The 16,563-nt window shown below is 40.2% G+C and carries 15 protein-coding genes; 12 read left to right on the top strand and 3 right to left on the bottom strand.

Annotated features, from left to right (window positions below; translation table 11 throughout):
- Positions 1-11: 11 nt before the first annotated feature.
- Both BMW94_RS08105 and BMW94_RS08110 read left to right on the top strand, forming a co-directional pair.
- Positions 12-890 (top strand): carbohydrate ABC transporter permease, encoded by an 879-nt coding sequence (locus BMW94_RS08105; RefSeq protein ID WP_090996772.1) that lies wholly within the window; start codon positions 12-14, stop codon positions 888-890.
- A 107-nt stretch (positions 891-997) separates the two neighbouring features.
- Complete coding sequence (locus BMW94_RS08110; protein ID WP_254790169.1) at positions 998-3,295, top strand: glycoside hydrolase family 66 protein; 2,298 nt, start codon at positions 998-1,000, stop codon at positions 3,293-3,295.
- 106 nt (positions 3,296-3,401) lie between these two features.
- Here BMW94_RS08110 and BMW94_RS08115 read toward each other — a convergent pair whose 3' ends face one another.
- Positions 3,402-4,013, bottom strand: a complete 612-nt coding sequence (locus tag BMW94_RS08115) for a TetR/AcrR family transcriptional regulator (protein WP_090809647.1) — start codon at positions 4,011-4,013, stop codon at positions 3,402-3,404.
- Positions 4,014-4,412: 399 nt separating this feature from the next.
- Between BMW94_RS08115 and BMW94_RS08120 the strand changes: the two genes are divergently transcribed.
- The 5 genes from BMW94_RS08120 to BMW94_RS08140 all read left to right on the top strand — a co-directional run bounded on the left by BMW94_RS08120 (position 4,413) and on the right by BMW94_RS08140 (position 10,523).
- The gene (locus BMW94_RS08120; protein ID WP_090996775.1) at positions 4,413-6,317 is read left to right on the top strand and encodes an ATP-dependent DNA helicase; all 1,905 of its coding nucleotides are present in this window, start codon (positions 4,413-4,415) and stop codon (positions 6,315-6,317) included.
- A gap of 341 nt (positions 6,318-6,658) precedes the next feature.
- Positions 6,659-7,456 (top strand): hypothetical protein, encoded by a 798-nt coding sequence (locus BMW94_RS08125; RefSeq protein ID WP_090996777.1) that lies wholly within the window; start codon positions 6,659-6,661, stop codon positions 7,454-7,456.
- 100 nt (positions 7,457-7,556) lie between these two features.
- The gene (locus tag BMW94_RS08130) at positions 7,557-7,826 is read left to right on the top strand and encodes a hypothetical protein (protein WP_090996780.1); all 270 of its coding nucleotides are present in this window, start codon (positions 7,557-7,559) and stop codon (positions 7,824-7,826) included.
- Positions 7,827-8,025: 199 nt separating this feature from the next.
- Positions 8,026-9,063 carry an ROK family protein gene (locus BMW94_RS08135; protein ID WP_090996783.1) on the top strand — a complete coding sequence of 346 codons (1,038 nt, stop codon included), beginning with the start codon at positions 8,026-8,028 and terminating at the stop codon, positions 9,061-9,063.
- 260 nt (positions 9,064-9,323) lie between these two features.
- The gene (locus BMW94_RS08140) at positions 9,324-10,523 is read left to right on the top strand and encodes an MFS transporter (protein WP_090997096.1); all 1,200 of its coding nucleotides are present in this window, start codon (positions 9,324-9,326) and stop codon (positions 10,521-10,523) included.
- Between the two features lie 248 nt (positions 10,524-10,771).
- On the opposite strand, the gene BMW94_RS08145 is transcribed toward BMW94_RS08140, so the two are convergent.
- Positions 10,772-11,320: a hypothetical protein gene (locus BMW94_RS08145; RefSeq protein ID WP_090996785.1), complete on the bottom strand. Its 549-nt coding sequence runs from the start codon at positions 11,318-11,320 to the stop codon at positions 10,772-10,774.
- Positions 11,321-11,961: 641 nt separating this feature from the next.
- On the opposite strand from BMW94_RS08145, the gene BMW94_RS08150 reads away from it, so the two are divergent.
- From BMW94_RS08150 to BMW94_RS30880, 3 genes are all read left to right on the top strand, one after another.
- Positions 11,962-12,474, top strand: a complete 513-nt coding sequence (locus BMW94_RS08150) for a hypothetical protein (protein WP_090996788.1) — start codon at positions 11,962-11,964, stop codon at positions 12,472-12,474.
- Between the two features lie 572 nt (positions 12,475-13,046).
- Positions 13,047-13,667, top strand: coding sequence for a hypothetical protein (locus tag BMW94_RS08160; protein WP_090996795.1), 621 nt, complete (start codon positions 13,047-13,049; stop codon positions 13,665-13,667).
- A 110-nt stretch (positions 13,668-13,777) separates the two neighbouring features.
- Positions 13,778-14,038, top strand: a complete 261-nt coding sequence (locus BMW94_RS30880) for a hypothetical protein (protein WP_254790170.1) — start codon at positions 13,778-13,780, stop codon at positions 14,036-14,038.
- A 305-nt stretch (positions 14,039-14,343) separates the two neighbouring features.
- Here the strand turns inward: BMW94_RS30880 and BMW94_RS08170 are convergent, their stop codons facing one another.
- Positions 14,344-14,898, bottom strand: a complete 555-nt coding sequence (locus tag BMW94_RS08170) for a stalk domain-containing protein (protein ID WP_079697370.1) — start codon at positions 14,896-14,898, stop codon at positions 14,344-14,346.
- 100 nt (positions 14,899-14,998) lie between these two features.
- Between BMW94_RS08170 and BMW94_RS08175 the strand changes: the two genes are divergently transcribed.
- Positions 14,999-15,442 (top strand): GNAT family N-acetyltransferase, encoded by a 444-nt coding sequence (locus tag BMW94_RS08175; protein ID WP_090996798.1) that lies wholly within the window; start codon positions 14,999-15,001, stop codon positions 15,440-15,442.
- Positions 15,443-15,547: 105 nt separating this feature from the next.
- Positions 15,548-16,426: an EamA family transporter RarD gene (gene rarD, locus BMW94_RS08180; RefSeq protein ID WP_090997099.1), complete on the top strand. Its 879-nt coding sequence runs from the start codon at positions 15,548-15,550 to the stop codon at positions 16,424-16,426.
- Positions 16,427-16,563: the final 137 nt, after the last annotated feature.

Genomic DNA, 16,563 nt, shown 5'->3' on the forward strand with positions numbered 1-16,563 from the left:
GGGAGAGCCCAATGAGATCAAAAACATTCGGAAGCCGCTTTGCGGATGTGTGTATATGGATTGTTTTATTATTATTGACCGCACTATGCTTTTTACCTCTGCTTAATATGGTGTCGATCTCCTTTAGTGATAAATCAGCTGCCCAAGCCAATCTGGTTGGTCTATGGCCTGTTAATTTTAATCTGAATGCCTATAAGCTTTTACTCGATGATACACAGTTTTGGCGTTCGTTTGTTATTTCCGTGGAGAGGGTAGTCCTGGGTACTGCTTTGAATTTATTGTTGTCTGTTCTGATGGCCTATCCATTGTCCAAAAATAAGCATAGTTTTCATGCACGTAATATGTATATGAATAGTATGATATTTGCCATGCTTTTTTCTGGTGGAATGATTCCAATCTTCATGGTTATTAAAAGTTTAGGACTAATCGATTCGATATGGGCGCTTATATTGCCGGGGGCGGTACCGATCTTTAACGTCATCTTATTGATGAATTTTTTCAAAAGCATTCCGGACGCGCTTGAAGAAGCTGCCGTTATGGACGGTGCATCCAAACTCAGAATTTTGTTTGGTATATTCCTTCCCATTTCATTGCCTGCATTGGCCACGATCGGTTTATTCTCAATGGTTGGTCATTGGAATGATTACTTTAGCGGTTTGCTGTATATGAATAGCTCGTCTAACTATCCACTTCAAACCTATATTCAGCAATTGACTGTTGATGTGACGAAGGTTACGGACCCTTCACAATTAAAATCGCTAGCGTCCGTTTCGAATAAAACGCTGAATGCAGCTAAAATTGTAGTTTCCATTATCCCTGTGTTGTTAATCTATCCATTCTTGCAGAGATACTTTGTTTCTGGATTGGTTATCGGATCAGTGAAAGAATAAGGAACGAAATCCGAAGAGGGCAGGTTTAATCGGCCTCCTTCTTCTAATTATGAAATTATGAATGCGCTTCCATTTGTTGACATACGAATTCAGGAAGGATGATTTTCTTGAGAAAAAATCGAATTAAAGTCCCTCGAATGATTTTATTAATAGGAGTTATACTTTTTAGCCAGATTGCTTTACATCCGAATGTAAGTGAAGCAGCAAGTACGGGGAAGCTGTTGTATGATGTAACGACAGATAAGGCAATGTATGATCCTGGATCGAAGGTCGAGCTCCGCATTGATCTGAAAAACAAATTAGGACGGAATATTGTTGGAGGTTCGGTAGAGATTACAGCAAAGTATTTACAGGAGCAGGTCGGTGAAACCATAACGAAGGCATTAGATTTGAATAACAATACAGATCTGATGATGATGGCCAACTGGACTGCCCCGGAGTCCGATTTTAAAGGATATCTGATTGAAGTGCACGTAAAAGACGCTGCCGGAGCGATTGTTGACTCGGACACGGTCGGCGTTGACGTATCTTCTACGTGGACTAAATTCCCTCGTTACGGGTATGTTTGGGACTTCAATCCAAATACCAATACCACGGAAAGAATCGACAAGCTTAAAAACTATCATATTAATGTTTTGCAATATTATGATTGGAAGTACCGACATCACAAGCCTGTTTCACCGAACATGGTTCAGTGGGACGACTGGTCAGGTCGGGTGATTTACGGAGATACAGTTAGAAGTTACATCTCGCAGGCAAAAGCAATGGGGATGTCGAATATGGCTTACAATATGATCTATGCTGCGACATCTGGTTATGACCTAGATGGAGTTGAGCGGGATTGGGCCCTCTATTATGCAGATGATAACCCGAATGGGAAGGGGAATTTCAGTTTTAAAATGTCGGATTCCACATCCACGGGTATAACAGATCTCTATTTTTTTAATCCGAGAAATCCAGGGTGGCAGAACTATATTTTTGGCGAAATGAATAAGGTGTTTCAGACCTTTGATTTTGACGGATGGCATGGTGATACTGTGGGTGAATGGGGAAAAATGAAAACCGCTGACAACCAGACCCTATATGTAAAAGACACGTACACGGAATTTTTAAACAATGCCAAACAAGCGATAGGTGACAAGAAACTTGTCTTTAACCCGGTCGGCGCACAAGGAATTGAAAACGTTAACAAATCCAGTGTGGATGCACTTTATGCTGAGATTTGGCCATGGGACCGAGATAGCGACGGCATGCTGTATGACACCTATTACTCTCTAAAAAAAGAAATTGAACAGTCTCGTAGAGAGAGCGGAGGGAAATCACTTGTCGTTCCCGCTTATATGAGCTACGACTACGGTGAGCAGAACCCAGGCAGTCCGTTTAATACAGCGGCCGTCATGTTGACAGGTGCCAGTGTGTATGCTGCTGGCGGTGCACGGATGGAGCTTGGTGATAACGGCAATATGCTAAGCAACGAGTATTTTCCCGATCAGAACTTGTACATGACAGAAGAATTGCAGCATCGCATAAGCAAGTTGTATGACTTCATTGTAGCTTACGAAAACCTGCTTCGCGATGGTCAAACAGAGACAACGAATCGCATTGAGTTTCCGGCATATGCCAGCAGTGCCTATGGAGATGCCAACAAAATTTGGGCTTATGGCAAGAAAGATAGCCAATATGAGATCGTTCAAATGATCAATTTGCTCGGAGTAAGCAAGAAGGATTGGAGAGCCAATGACGGACAAAAGGAAACACCGCAGCAAATCTCCAACTTCGAAATGAAGTATTACTACTCGAATGAAGTAAACAGCGTATGGCTGGCTTCGCCGGATGCCAATGATGGACGATCGAAACCGTTGGCCTTTACGAAGGGGAAAGATAGAAATGGAAAATATTTAAAAATTACTGTCCCTTCCTTGGAGTATTGGAATATGATTTATATGAGTGTTGAAGATTCGGGCTGTGAGACAGATGCGTCAATGAAGGAGTACGTGGTTAACGGTAATTTTGAGAATGGACAACAGGGATGGACATATACTGGAACAGCTGATCATGGCGTAGATTCTAATGATGCTTATGAAGGAAGTAAGTATTGGATTTATGGTTCTGAGCCGTATACTGCCAGCGTATTCCAAACGGTCTCTGGTCTGAACCCGGGCACCTACACCGTTAGCGCCAAGGTAAAGCAGAATACCGGCAACCCCTCAAGCAGTCGCATGCAATTAACGGGTTATGGGGGAAAGCCAGTTTATGTATCTATCCCTCATGGAGAGGAATATACAACCATTTCTAAAACCGTAAAAGTGACGAATGGCAGCCTGAAGATTACATTCTCCCAAACAGCGTCAGGGGATACAAATTTGCAAATTGACAGCGTGGTAGTAGAATTGAAAGACAAATAGTATTCTTTGAACGAAGAGATTGCAGACGAACACATACTTAAAGTTGGGAGGAGAACATTACGTTCATCTGCCCAACTTTTTATTATATAAATGATGAGATGGAGTGTTATTCGTTGAGACTCTTCATACCGTACAGTCTGTATACATACAAAGCTTCGAAAATTTGCTTCCGGCTGTCCTCGCTCATATCCCGCTTCAATAAATCCAGGTTCATGTCGATCACATTATGCGCGAGAATGTTCAGTAAGATCAAGTTCTCCTCGGTGCCAATCTCATATCGTTTATATTGATTCTTGAGATAGGCCTTCTTGGTTTCGATCATCAGCTCGACAAGCTCATTCTTGGCGTTGGTGTAGATGGTGCCTTTATTCTTTTCGAAGATGATAACAATCTGATTCCGGTATTTTCGTAGTACATCCACCTGTTCCTGCAACAGCGCCGACTTTCGCTCGCTATCCGTTTCCTCGAACAAGGTCTGGTTATCAAAGTGAATCGTCTCCACCAGCACATTTTTTAGATAATCTACGAGATCCGGCGGCACGACGGCGTAGAATAGTTCTTTCTTGTTCTTAAAATAAGTATAGATATTGCCCACGGAAATATTGATCTCATCCGCGATATCGCTCATCTTGGCATCTACATAGCCCTTTTCAAAAAAGACTTTGAGCGCCGCATATTCAATCTCTTTCCTGACTTCGTCTTTCTTAGCTTGCACCATCGGGAACGACTCCTTAATAGTGAATATGTGGTTCGTTATTAGGATGGACTTGTTTTGGGGATTTGTCAAATGACGGGCTAACGTAAGAATGCTACATACAAAATGAGAACTTTAGCTAACCTTGAGAAGTCTCTAAATGTATAGTCCAACTTGCATAGCGTGTCGTTATCTAGATCTACTTGTTCAGATTCTCATTTAAGATCCGTACACATGTTCCTCTATTAGTTTACATGCTATAATAGTACTGAGTGCATATAATAGGGGGAGATAGATATTTCTTGGTTATTTGAGCGACAGCTATCTAAGAAAAAGCGGGAACCCAAACTAATAGAGAGACTTTTTGAAATATACGGAAATGTTGAAGAGTACGATATGGCTCCAAGAGAAGGCCAATAAAATATGTCATTGGATATAACAGAGGCATTTGCCAATGATGATAACTTGATCATTGAGGCTGGCGTTGGGATTGGAAAATCATTTGCATATCTAATTCCAGCACTATTAATAAATGAAATGTTTAAAAAACCAATAGTTATAGCGACATCATCAATACAACTATCAGAACAGATTTATGATGATGTACATAAAATCTCTCAACGTTTAGGTTTTGATGATGTTAGAGCAGTAATTGGGAAAGGAATGGGGAATTACTCATGTCAAGAACGTGTAGAGAAATTAATTGAATCTGGATCGCTAATACGTGAGGATCAGAACTTTGTAGAAATGGCTACCAAGATTTCTTCTGGTGAGGTTAAACAGAGAAGCGATATCCTTTATAGTGTAAAGGAAAAAGATTGGAGTAAAGTGTCAGTAAATAATTGCACCTATGAGAAATGTACTTATAGAAATACATGTGACTTTTATAAAATGAGGCATCTAATTAAGTCTAATTCTTGGGTAGTTGATTTCATAGTAGTTAATCAAGACTTGTTAATTAGGGATTTGATTCGCAAATATGAAACCGGACGAGGATTCATAACTGATAATATCGAACTTACTGTAATTGATGAAGCACATAATTTTGAAGAGAAAGTTAGAAGTGCATTAACACTAACATTTGATCTGAAATATATAAAACGTTCATTAAGAAATACATCTAAACTTCTCTCTTCAAGAGGAGTTTACACTCATTTACGAAGTATTGACGCTCTTATATTTAATGTTGAAAATATTTTTGAAATGATTGAAGCTCAAATTAAAAATTATGGTTTATCAGAGTCTGAAAGGTATGTAATAACCCCCCTTGATTCAACTGATTTTAAAGCACTAGCCGAATACACCAAAGAATTAATCACCTCTACTTCTTTAATTGAAACTGGTAAAAAAGAAAGACAGATTGACGATTCATTGCATGAACTTAGAAATTTTCAAACACTATTTTATATTCTAGGGGGGAGTGATTTCGATCATCTAATTTGGTCTCAAAACTCTAATAAAAATACTGTTGAGATTAGTTATTGTCCTAAAAATATAAAAGAAGTTTTGACTGATAGATTGTTTTCAGGCAGAAATTCAGTTATCTTAACTTCTGCTACGATTTGTCAGTCTGGTTCATCACTTGAAGAACGATATGATTATATTACAAAGGCGTTAGGGTTTAAGGGAGTGTTGGGTGAACAACAATTTTCACCTTATAACTATACTGATAATGCTTTAATGTATGTCGCCAAAGATATGCCTTTGTACAGGACAAAAACCGAGGAAAACAAAGAAGCCTTTCTAAAAGCGGCTACTGATAAAATAGTGCAACTTTGTAATTTTACTAAAGGTAGAACACTAGTATTATTCTCTGCAAAAGAAGACCTAAGACTTGTAATTGAGAACTTATCGAAAATTAAAGTTAACTGGGGGATAATTGTGCAAAAAGAGGGATCATCTCAAGATTCCGCCCTCAATGAATTTAAAGAAAACAAGGGTGTGATTTTTGGAACAGGGATTTTTTGGGAAGGGATAAATATTTCTGGGCAAGACCTGTCTCAAGTAATTATAGTAAGGCTGCCTTTTCCTGTCCCGAGTGACCCGATTACTGAACACAAAATAAAGAATTCTAAAGATGCAATGAATGAAATATTTCTACCAGAAATGCTCATAAAATTGCGTCAAGGCACAGGGAGACTCATTAGATCTGAAACTGACGCTGGTATCATAAGTATTTTGGATTCGCGTTTAAGCGAGAGCAGTAAAAGGCCTTACAGAGATGCAGTGTTAAGTGCTTTACCATTTAAAACATATACTGAAGACATTGAAACGGTAGAGAAGTTTGCACAAGATAAGATAATTCCTAGGATAGAGGAGAATAATTAGAAGAATGACCAAATTATTATTTAGGATGGTCGTTCTTGTTTATAAAATCTGAGATCATAATCGATTGCAGCCGATGGATTCAACTCAGATTTCTCTAAAAGTAAAACTTCTTGTTCAACTTCCACTAATACAATCTATAATAAAAATGGATAAAGGTACTATATGAAAATTGAAGAATTAGTTCAAGAAGAGAGAGTTAAATAATGCTAAAGGGGCATGGCTCTAATAGAGCTATGCTGTTTCTTCTGAAATTAGGGAGATCAAAGTGAAGAAGTAATTATGATTCCTTGTTATTAATCAATAAATATTTATGAAGCTAAATAAGAAAAGGGTGATAACCTGTGAGAGAACATTTTAGTCAGAAGGAGCTATTCGACCATATTGGAAAGCTTCAGGATCGAGAAAGACAAAAGATAACGTCTATGGGATTAAGCAATTGGGTTCTGTTTGCAACTATAGGTGCATTAGGTTATTTTATTTTCCCGGGTATTAGTTTAATACGTGATAATTTACCTTACACATTGCTTTGTTATGTACTTTTTATGAATTTAGTGGTAGCAGTTTTTGACGTTTTTAATTCTCGTTTTAGGCAACAAAAAATTGTGGATTTCAGGGATAAAACCACAATATTAGCCTTACATAATAGTAAATTAATTTTAAGAGATTTTGAGTTTCTTCAAGGTGCCATCAGTCTCATCCTTAATATCGTGGTTTTATGCTATTATCCTCAGTGTTGGTTAGTTTTAGTCATATTTATACACAGATACTTTAGCACAGTGTATTCAGTTATATACTTATCAATTAAACCTTTACCTGAACATTTTAAAAGAAAGCCTACAAGACAATATTCCGGGTATAGCATGTTCTTAATAATGATTTCTGTTTTACCGTTCCTTTTTGTTTTTGGACAGGATCAGTATTTTACTGATGAAAACTTAAAGCTTAGTTTGTATGGATTAATATTAGTTTTGATTACTATGATGTTTCAGATGTTGTTTATTATTTTTTCAAAACGGATGAAGATAGGATGGCTAGAATCTCTTGAGAAAGAAATAATATTGAATAATTTACCAGCAAACTCTATACATTCTAAGCTTAAGGATTACTATAAATTCAGTCAAATAGATGATTATTTTTAATAATATACGTTAAGGATGTGAAGTTGAATAATGGTACGTTTTTACGTACCACATGTCTTTTAGTGTTTTGTTATCCTCTTCTTAACAAAGGAGTGGTGACATGACAAGTACCAACAGCGAAGACCTAGCTTCGCAATACAAACAACTCATCGAACAAGAAGACGATTACGTCGACCAACTGGTCACATGCAACAAACTCATCCTGGACGCCATGGACATCATCGCCAAGCGAGCAGGGGTGCTGCATATGGACACGGTGAAACAGGCAGCATATCACCTTCATTCCATGGAACAGGATCTAAATCGAAAGCTATTTAAAGTCCGACTGGAGAAGAGCATCTTGGTAAATCAAATGAGCCAGTCTACATAAAGTCACCTTAACTAAAGGACTGCGCAGGATCATATATGGTGATCTTGAACTGTCCTTTTGCTTCTACATCCATACGGTTTTCGTTCCCAATTAAGCATTGACTTTCCTCCAAAATCCCCCTACACTTCAATTATTAAAACACTTTTAAAAACATTCGTTGAATGGTTCGAAAAGAACGGAAGGAGGCATACAACTAACTATGCTACCCACATCACACAACACCCAACAGGTGAAGCGCATTAACGTTGAACTGGTGAAGAACACGCTCCGATCCATGGGCGTAGGCACGAAAGCATCCATTGCAAACCTGACTAAACTCAGTGTTGCCACATGCGGCACGATCCTGAACGAGTTGCTTCAGACAGGTGAGATTATCGATCTGGGTCCAGACGAATCGAGCGGGGGAAGACCTGCCAGTCGGTATCAATTCAACGCGGCCTACGCCAGTGTACTGTGCCTGATTATTCGAACGGAGGGCGGCATTCACTCGATCACACATACATATTCCAATCTGAACGGCGAGATGGCGGATGAACAGACACTCTTTTTGGATGAGATTAATGTCACGGTGGTAGAGGATCTGATTGCAAACCTGATTGAACAACACCACAATGTGCAGGCGATTGGTATCGGGATACCTGGGGTGGCACACAACGGCGTTATTGGGATTTGCGACGTACCGGATCTGGCGGGTCAACCATTAGGGCCAAGGCTTAAGGAGCAATATGAAGACGTGGAAGTGGTCATTGGCAACGACATGAACCTGACGGTCTACGGACTGTATAACCAGCAACAATTTGAGGAAGAGAAGAACTTCGCGGTGGTGACGTTTCCGGAGAATCATTTTCCGGGTGCAGGCTTTATTATTGACGGTCGTCCGCTGACGGGGAACACGCAATTTGGGGGCGAGGTGTCGTTTTTACCTTTTGGCGTGTCACGGGAAGAGCAGTTGCGAATGTTGAAAACGATGGAAGGGTTGCAGGAACTCGTCACAAAGACGCTGATCTCCATCATTGCAATTATTAACCCGGCAGCGATTGTCGTTACGGGCGATACAATGGACCCGGCTATGCGAGATGACCTGTTACAAGGCTGTCTGGATCACCTGATCCCACTGGAGCATATGCCGGAGTTAATCATCCAAAGAGACACTCGGCGCGAATATGTAACTGGGTTGGTCGCGGTGACGCTGGAGAGCCTGACCTACCGCATCCAGGTAATTGAGAAGCAATGGTAAGCAACTACTTTATGAAGTTAAACAAAATATTTTACACGTTAACGGAGAGTGCGGAACCAATCTGAAGAGCGCCTTTATCACCGGATTTTCCCTTTAGGAAAGGGGATCAGAAAAATCTGGGGATAACAGCGATCGGAAGATGGTACTGCAATCGTAGTTATAGAGTGTAACAATCCTTTCTGAACACAATGGAGGAACTTATTTTGAATCAGCAAGCAGGTACGCAAGGGAACAAACGAAAGTTCAACAAGCTGTACGCCATGCAACTGGCAACAATCTTTCTTGGATTTATCGTATTCGGGATATCGGAAAATATTAAGGGGCCGGCCATTCCGCGCATTCAATTCGACTTCAATCTGGATGAGAAACAGCTCGGGACGTTATTGTCCCTGAACGCACTGGGTTATCTGATCGCCTGCTCCTTCACGGCTATTCTGGTTCGCAAATGGGGCATTAAGGCGGTTAGCATCATATCGTTTGCATCGATGATCCTATCGGGTGTGTTCATTTATGTGTCTCATACCTATCCACTCTTTGCTTCATCGTACTTCTTCATGTACATCGGTAACGGCATGCTGGAGATTGCTTTGGCGATTCTGGGTGCGCGGATCTTTGTGAAAAACACAGGAACGATGATGAACCTGTCCCATTTCTTCTATGGGCTGAGTTCAACGGTTGCACCTTTGCTGGCGACGGGTGTGATGTCTTTGCGCGTGTTTGGACACGAACTGGACTGGCGCGGCATGTATCTGGTGATGCTGTCACTCTGTTTGCTGCCGATTATTGCGGCGCTGCGCAGCAAGTTTCCGGGGGATGATCTTCCTCATGAAGATCGGACTTCACTCAAGACGTTAACACGTGATCCTGCCCTTTGGCTGATGGTGCTCATTCTTTCTTTTGGCGTGGTATCGGAGCTGGCGGTTGGGGGTTGGCTGGTTAATTTCTTGGAAAAAGCCTACACGTGGGACACGGTCAAAGCCTCCGGGTTATTATCTGCGTTCTTCCTCACGTTCTCGTTGGGACGCCTGCTGCTTGGACCATTGACGGACCGGATCGGATTTGTATTGTCACTGATTCTGTTCTCGGCTTTCTCGGGAGTATGTACGTTCGTGGCGCTTGCAGGGGGAGAACGACTTGCGATTTTCTTTGCGATATCTGGCGCAGGAATTGCGATGATCTATCCAACCGTTATGGCATTTATCGCACGCAGATATCCGAACGGCAGTGACACCGCGATTACGTTCACGGTTACCTTGATGGGGGTTGGTAGTGTCATCGGTAACTATGTGATTGGCTGGGTGATTGAGGGTGTGAAGAATATGTACGGTTCAACGACTCAGTTGGGGCTGCTGCGCGGACTTCAAGCGGGATATGGATTCATTGGTTTATGTGCTGTGATCTGTGCGGCATCTGGCGTAGTGTTGTATGTGTATTTGAAGCGGAAGCAGGAATTGATTTAGATATCATTTATTGATTTTAAAATAGAGAGCGATCCTTTTTGTAGAAAGGAAATAAAGTGTGAATTAACGATGCTTCTTTAAACTATGGGAACGATAGTGGAATAATACACATTAATGAGCAGATACTTCGGTATCCTGCTCTTTTTATTAAGCTAAGTACAGGTTAGTTATTTCTTGAAATACAGAAAAAGAGCCGCAACCGCAGCTCAAATAAGTAATCGATAAAATTACACCGCAATTTATTATAGTTAAAAATTAAGATGTAGTAATGGTTTAATATGCTCAGCTGCCGCACTAAACTGATCCGTAAATTCCTTCGAATTTTCGTATTCTTTGGGCAAGTTATTCAGGAATAATTTGACCTGTTTGACCACTTTCATTCTTACTTCAGAATCTGCACGAATACCTTTTAATTGATCTCTTACAAGATAACCATATTCCCCCCTAAATATTAAAAAGTCATTGATGAGAACATTTAGTTCAGGAAAACTTTTAGTGTTTTCTTTTAAAAGAGTTAATTGGTCATTCACTAAAATAATGGAAGTATAGACATCAAACATTTGCTCAACTTCATTATTAGTCTCTATCTCACTGGTCTGAGAAAGTGTATCATCCAATTTCTGTACTCTCGCAACAAAACCAGTATAATAATTCGAATTAACCTCAACTTCTTTCTTAGTGTATAAGCTTTCAATTAAAATAAAAGTTGAAGCAAAAATCAAGAGAACGACAACTACTATCATGATTTTAGAGTGTTTTTTCTTCATCATTAATTCAACGTGTGGTATTTTCTGCAATTTAGTATACCCCTATAATATTTTTGTAATGTACACAACATTAGCGATACTACCACAAAAAAAGGGAATAGATCTATCGGTACAATTTACCATTTATATGGAATCGAATTGCAATAATCTATCATGTTCTGTAAAGGACATAGGTTGTGAAGCTCGATAGGGACAACTCTACCTTACTCACCTGGAGGTGAATAAGTATGTTACGAAAAATACTTTTAAAGCTTACATGGGAGCCTATTTTATATTTAACTTTAAGTAGACTATGAAAGCGGAATGACTTGTATCCTTGAAATCAAGCAAGTGGTATTAGGGGTACCCATAATATTTGCTGGGTGTTCATCAACAGAAAAGAATGAAGATACTGTGACTCAAAGTGTAGTAGCATCTGATTTTGTTTTTGAAGTAATAACGCCGACTATTATAGTTACTGGTGAAGCAATAAAAGTAAAAGGGACTCTTAAATATACGGGTATTAAACCAGTTGAAATTTCCCATGGAGAACCAATCATTCGTTTTTTCTTTTGGGGTAGCCATTTTGTAAATTACAGATGTAACTTTCATTGATTTGATAGCGTTATTAATAACGAGGAACGTCTTATAGGTTCTAGAATAACTAATAAATGAATATGAGGGATAAAGTTGTGAAAAAAAAGGAGCTTTATTTTGCTGTTTTATTATTATCTTTAACAACAGCGATCGTAACTGCCTGTGATTCAACAAGTTCAACTCAAGAGAATACCTCTACTCCAAAGTCTGGTGTATTATCAAGCAAGTCAACAAGTACAACCCTTACTAATTCTTTAAGTGAAGAAAAGGATAAACCCTCGCACTATATTGCTTCTGGGGGCGCAACGGTACAGCAACCCTTTTCAATAAATCCGGAATTTGTACATATAAAACTTCTAATGAAGAACAATAGTAGCCATGAAGTCAATGTTAGTTTAACACACTTAGATACTAGTGAAGTGTATTTCGCTAGAACGATTGCTGCCGGGGAATCTCTGGATTGGATAAATATTAATGAAGGTTTCACGCAAGGTATGCGTACTGGAGGCTATTTGCTTCAATGGAGCGGTGGCGGTTATAACGTTGATGGGGAAGTATGGGGAGCAGCTGGTTCAGACCCGGACGATACTGCTCCTCTATTTTATTGAACTAACGGGCAAGTTAGTTTGAATTTGAGGTATCACTGCATGGAATCAATAGAACGATCTATGTGGTAAAATATAGGAGGAGTACTATTCAAAAAAATGAGGAGGCAACAAATACATAATGGTCAATGACCTATACCGAAAAATTGGTCTCTTATTTTTAAAGAAAAATCTAGTTCAGTTAGCATTTCAGTTTTTTATTTCAGCGTTAATCGGAGTAATATATACATTTATGATCATTGATGAAACGATAGGTGGCTATATTAATAAAGTATTACCCAGTAAGGATGGACCGGATCTTTATCACTATCTGCCCATTGTGATCACTGTGTTAATTTACTCGTGTTTCATCCAAAGAAAAGAAAGAATTTTTATAGAAAAAATCTCATTCAGTTGTCTTCATATTTTGATTGCAATACTAAGCTGTATTTCTTCTCTTATCGTTATCATGATGGTTCAATTCCCATTGATGAACTAACTAAATTATCAACTAACGAGCAGGAACGAGCAGGCTAGTTCACGGTACTAAATATACTAAAGGACAGAATACCACGAAGATTAGGAGGAGTAGGAAGATGATTCGGGGTGTAATTATTGAAGGGATGTCTACTGTAGGAAAAACATCATTATTTTCTGCTATAAAGAGACTACATAGTCAAACACCGAATAGTGAAAAAACTATAATTGCAATAAGTGAACACTATTCACAAGTATTGCATTCATACCAAGGTGTTTTAAGATCCATGGATAAGGCTGAACATATCTCACTTCTAAGTCGACATGTTGATTATCTTGAACAACAATACGATTGGATTAACTCTCTTGGTCATTCCAAACCATCCAAAGGTATATTTTTTCTTCTAGAGAGGTTTCATGTAAATCATAGAGCCGTATTTAAAGCCTCTCCTGAGATTGAGTTGCTTGAGAAACGTCTATTCAGGTTGAATGCACATTGTGTACTCTTAACCTTGACCCCGGATGAAGTTAAGCCTAGGTTTATTGAAAGTCGCGGTGAAGCTTGGAAGTCATATGTGATGGGGAATTCTACTACTCCCCAAGTATGTGAAACGTTTTTAGATGATCAAGAAAACCTTCGAATGGCTACGAAACAATCATTGATTCCAACTTTAGAGATTAACACAGATGAAGCAGATTGGGACGCTTATGCGAAACGAGTTCTTACGGATTTACGTTAAACGATGGCGTTCAACCAAGACACTACGGCAGCATCCGTTAAGATATCAGTTAAATCAAATGAAAAGCTTCATTGATAATGCTATCGGAAGACAGCAGGTTAATATAATCAATGAGACGTAGAAGGGGAAATCAAAATGAAGACGATCAAGTGCATGATGGACCACCTGTACTGGGCAGACGGACGTATCTTGGAAGCGCTCGAAGAGAGTGGGACGAAGAACAAGGACCTCCTGAAACTCGTTCGGCATGTCGCGGTCGCGGAACGAGTCTGGCTGTCTCGTTTGCAGGGCAAGGGCAGTGCGCAATATTCGTTGTGGGAGGAATCGGAAGACCTGACGGCGATCCGGACGATATTCGAAGAAAACGCTGAGCAATATCGCGTCTATATCGAAGGGCTTGAGGAATCTGAGTTGGGTTCCATTCCAAACATCCGTCCGGGACATCCTGTTGCAGGTTCTCTTACATGGGCAATATCACCGAGGACAGATCAATCGGGCACTTCGGATCGAATCGGCAGAGCCTGCCCAAGTCGATTACATCACGTTCGCGAGGCTCTAACGGGCAAGATAGCGTGGCATATAGAGGACTGGATATTCATAGATAGGTTTCTTAATAAGAGGAAAAGAAACCTATCCTGGGGATAACCGAAAGAGAATTAGAAAATATAGGTTTTAATTAATCATTAAACTCAACAAACACATGCATATACTTATCTAATCCTGGAAGACCGGTCGTTTCTTTGATATCCAAAAATTTAAGTTTTTCTTCCCAGTCCACTCTTTCTTGGTCGGACTCATCAGCAGCTACTTCAAAAATATATGCTAAGACAAATGCATCAATACTTGAGACTCCATTTTTTAATTGTACCCACTCTCGAGGGAGAACAACTTGATTTTTACCCGCTGTGATTTCTTTGCCAGAGAAATTAAGAATCAGTTCTTGGCCTTGATTTTTAACCGTAGTAATTTTTTTCTTTCCGTCCCAATTAAACGTTGCTCCAGATTGTTTAAAAACATCCTTCATAGGAACATAAGTGGAGTTATACGTCGTTCTAGTCAACTTGTGGTCCTTTGTGATATTTAGTTCTATCTTTTTTAATGAAGGATTATATGTATACGCTGCACGTTCCTTAAAAGGTAGATCCTTTAAAGGTTGGTCCGTAGCAGATGCAACCGACACTACACCCACAACTAAAGTTGACATCAAAAATAGAGAAACTAATCGCTTCATCTTGATTCCTCCTTAAGTATTGTTATTCACGTAACATAAACGCTACAAGACAGGAGAATGTTTCCTTTAAAATCCATTTGTATGAAAAGGGAGAATAGGCATGGAAATTAAGATACGAGAAATTGCAGCGAATGATTATACTGAAGTTGTTTTTTTATGGAACGATGTGCTTGAGATTCGCAATGTTAATGATGAAAATTTTCGAGATACTACAGAAAAAATGAATGAGGACGGGAATTACAAAACATTTGTTGCATTATTTGAAAATGATGTGGTTGGTTTTGTAACGATAGTTCAGGCATTATCCGTGGGGGTAGCGATTGGTTATTTACATATACAAGCTCTTGCCGTTAAAAAAGAATTCCAGCATCGTGGGGTAGGTACACAACTATTAAGACATACTGAAAATTATGCTAAAGAACTCGGAATATCTAGTATTATTTTATGTAGCGGATTCAAGCGAACTGACGCTCATGCTTTCTATGAGCATAATGGCTATGACAAAGATTCATACTGTTTTGATAAGATTATTAACCTTGACTAATAAGTAATAATTAAATCCAACTAATCAATTATTTCCTTTACTTGAGAGGGGATTGAGACGTATAATCCGTTCAGACACCAGAGCAAGAAGAGGGGAAAAATGATTATGAATAACGGGTTAGTCAACGCTATTATTGCGTATATCATGTGGGGGGTTCTCCCGCTTTATTGGAAGTTGTTTAGCGAAGTTCCGGCAGGCGAGATTCTGTCACATCGGGTTGTTTGGTCTTTCGTTTTTATGGGTATTCTGGTCGCCGCCCAGCGTCGCTGGGGTGACATAAAGCGGATTGCAACTAACCGCTCGCTTCTTCTGTCCCTCACCGCCAGCGGAATGCTGATTGCAGTTAATTGGCTTATCTTCATCTGGGCGGTCAACAACGGCCATGTCGTCGAGACAAGCCTTGGCTATTATTTGAATCCGTTGCTGAACGTCTTGTTAGCGGTTCTCTTCCTTCGTGAGAAGCCAAACCGCGGCCAATGGCTCGCGATTGCCATCGCTGGAGTAGCGGTGCTTATCATCGCGATTGACTATGGACGGTTTCCGTGGGTCGCGATCTCGCTGGCCGCGTCATTTGGCTTATACGGCCTGGCGAAGAAGAAGATCAAGCAGGACGCTTCTATAGGTTTATTCTCGGAGACGGCTGTAGTCCTGCCTGTCGCGCTCGGCTACTGGATCTATTTGGCCGTTGCGGGGAAAACGACGGCATGGACGCTGCCTGCGTCGACCTTCATCGAACTGCTTCTTTCTGGTGTAGTCACGGCGCTGCCGCTGCTCTTTTTTGCGCGAGCAGCCGCCCGGATGTCGCTGTCAACGCTCGGCTTCGTTCAATACATCGGGCCGACGATCATGCTGTTACTGAGCATATTCGTATTCAAGGAATCAGTCTCGCCGGTTCTGCTCGTTGGCTTTGCGCTCATCTGGACAGCGCTCGTCGTATACGCTACGGCATCGATTCGCGGCACGAAACTCGCGAAGGCGAGCTGATGGCACAGACCCCGGTAGGGATGATCTGGGAAACCTAAGAACATGCATCAATCAAACGAAAGGTGTGGAATTGCCATGTTGCGTCCAAAAAGCAAGCCTGAAGAGTCCAATGAGGAACTACGTAACCATCTAAAGAC

This window comes from Paenibacillus sp. OK003 (assembly GCF_900109515.1).
Lineage (GTDB): Bacteria > Bacillota > Bacilli > Paenibacillales > Paenibacillaceae > Paenibacillus > Paenibacillus marchantiae.

What these genes read in the sequence shown, in the direction of transcription:
- BMW94_RS08105 (WP_090996772.1), top strand. Translation starts at nt 12, where the DNA reads ATGAGATCAAAAACATTCGGAAGCCGCTTTGCGGATGTGTGTATATGG.
- BMW94_RS08135 (WP_090996783.1), top strand. Translation starts at nt 8,026, where the DNA reads ATGCTACCCACATCACACAACACCCAACAGGTGAAGCGCATTAACGTT.
- BMW94_RS08120 (WP_090996775.1), top strand. Translation starts at nt 4,413, where the DNA reads ATGTCATTGGATATAACAGAGGCATTTGCCAATGATGATAACTTGATC.
- BMW94_RS08115 (WP_090809647.1), bottom strand. Translation starts at nt 4,013, where the DNA reads ATGGTGCAAGCTAAGAAAGACGAAGTCAGGAAAGAGATTGAATATGCG.
- BMW94_RS08130 (WP_090996780.1), top strand. Translation starts at nt 7,557, where the DNA reads ATGACAAGTACCAACAGCGAAGACCTAGCTTCGCAATACAAACAACTC.
- rarD (WP_090997099.1), top strand. Translation starts at nt 15,548, where the DNA reads ATGAATAACGGGTTAGTCAACGCTATTATTGCGTATATCATGTGGGGG.
- BMW94_RS30880 (WP_254790170.1), top strand. Translation starts at nt 13,778, where the DNA reads ATGAGACGTAGAAGGGGAAATCAAAATGAAGACGATCAAGTGCATGAT.
- BMW94_RS08140 (WP_090997096.1), top strand. Translation starts at nt 9,324, where the DNA reads ATGCAACTGGCAACAATCTTTCTTGGATTTATCGTATTCGGGATATCG.
- BMW94_RS08170 (WP_079697370.1), bottom strand. Translation starts at nt 14,898, where the DNA reads ATGAAGCGATTAGTTTCTCTATTTTTGATGTCAACTTTAGTTGTGGGT.
- BMW94_RS08160 (WP_090996795.1), top strand. Translation starts at nt 13,047, where the DNA reads ATGATTCGGGGTGTAATTATTGAAGGGATGTCTACTGTAGGAAAAACA.
- BMW94_RS08175 (WP_090996798.1), top strand. Translation starts at nt 14,999, where the DNA reads ATGGAAATTAAGATACGAGAAATTGCAGCGAATGATTATACTGAAGTT.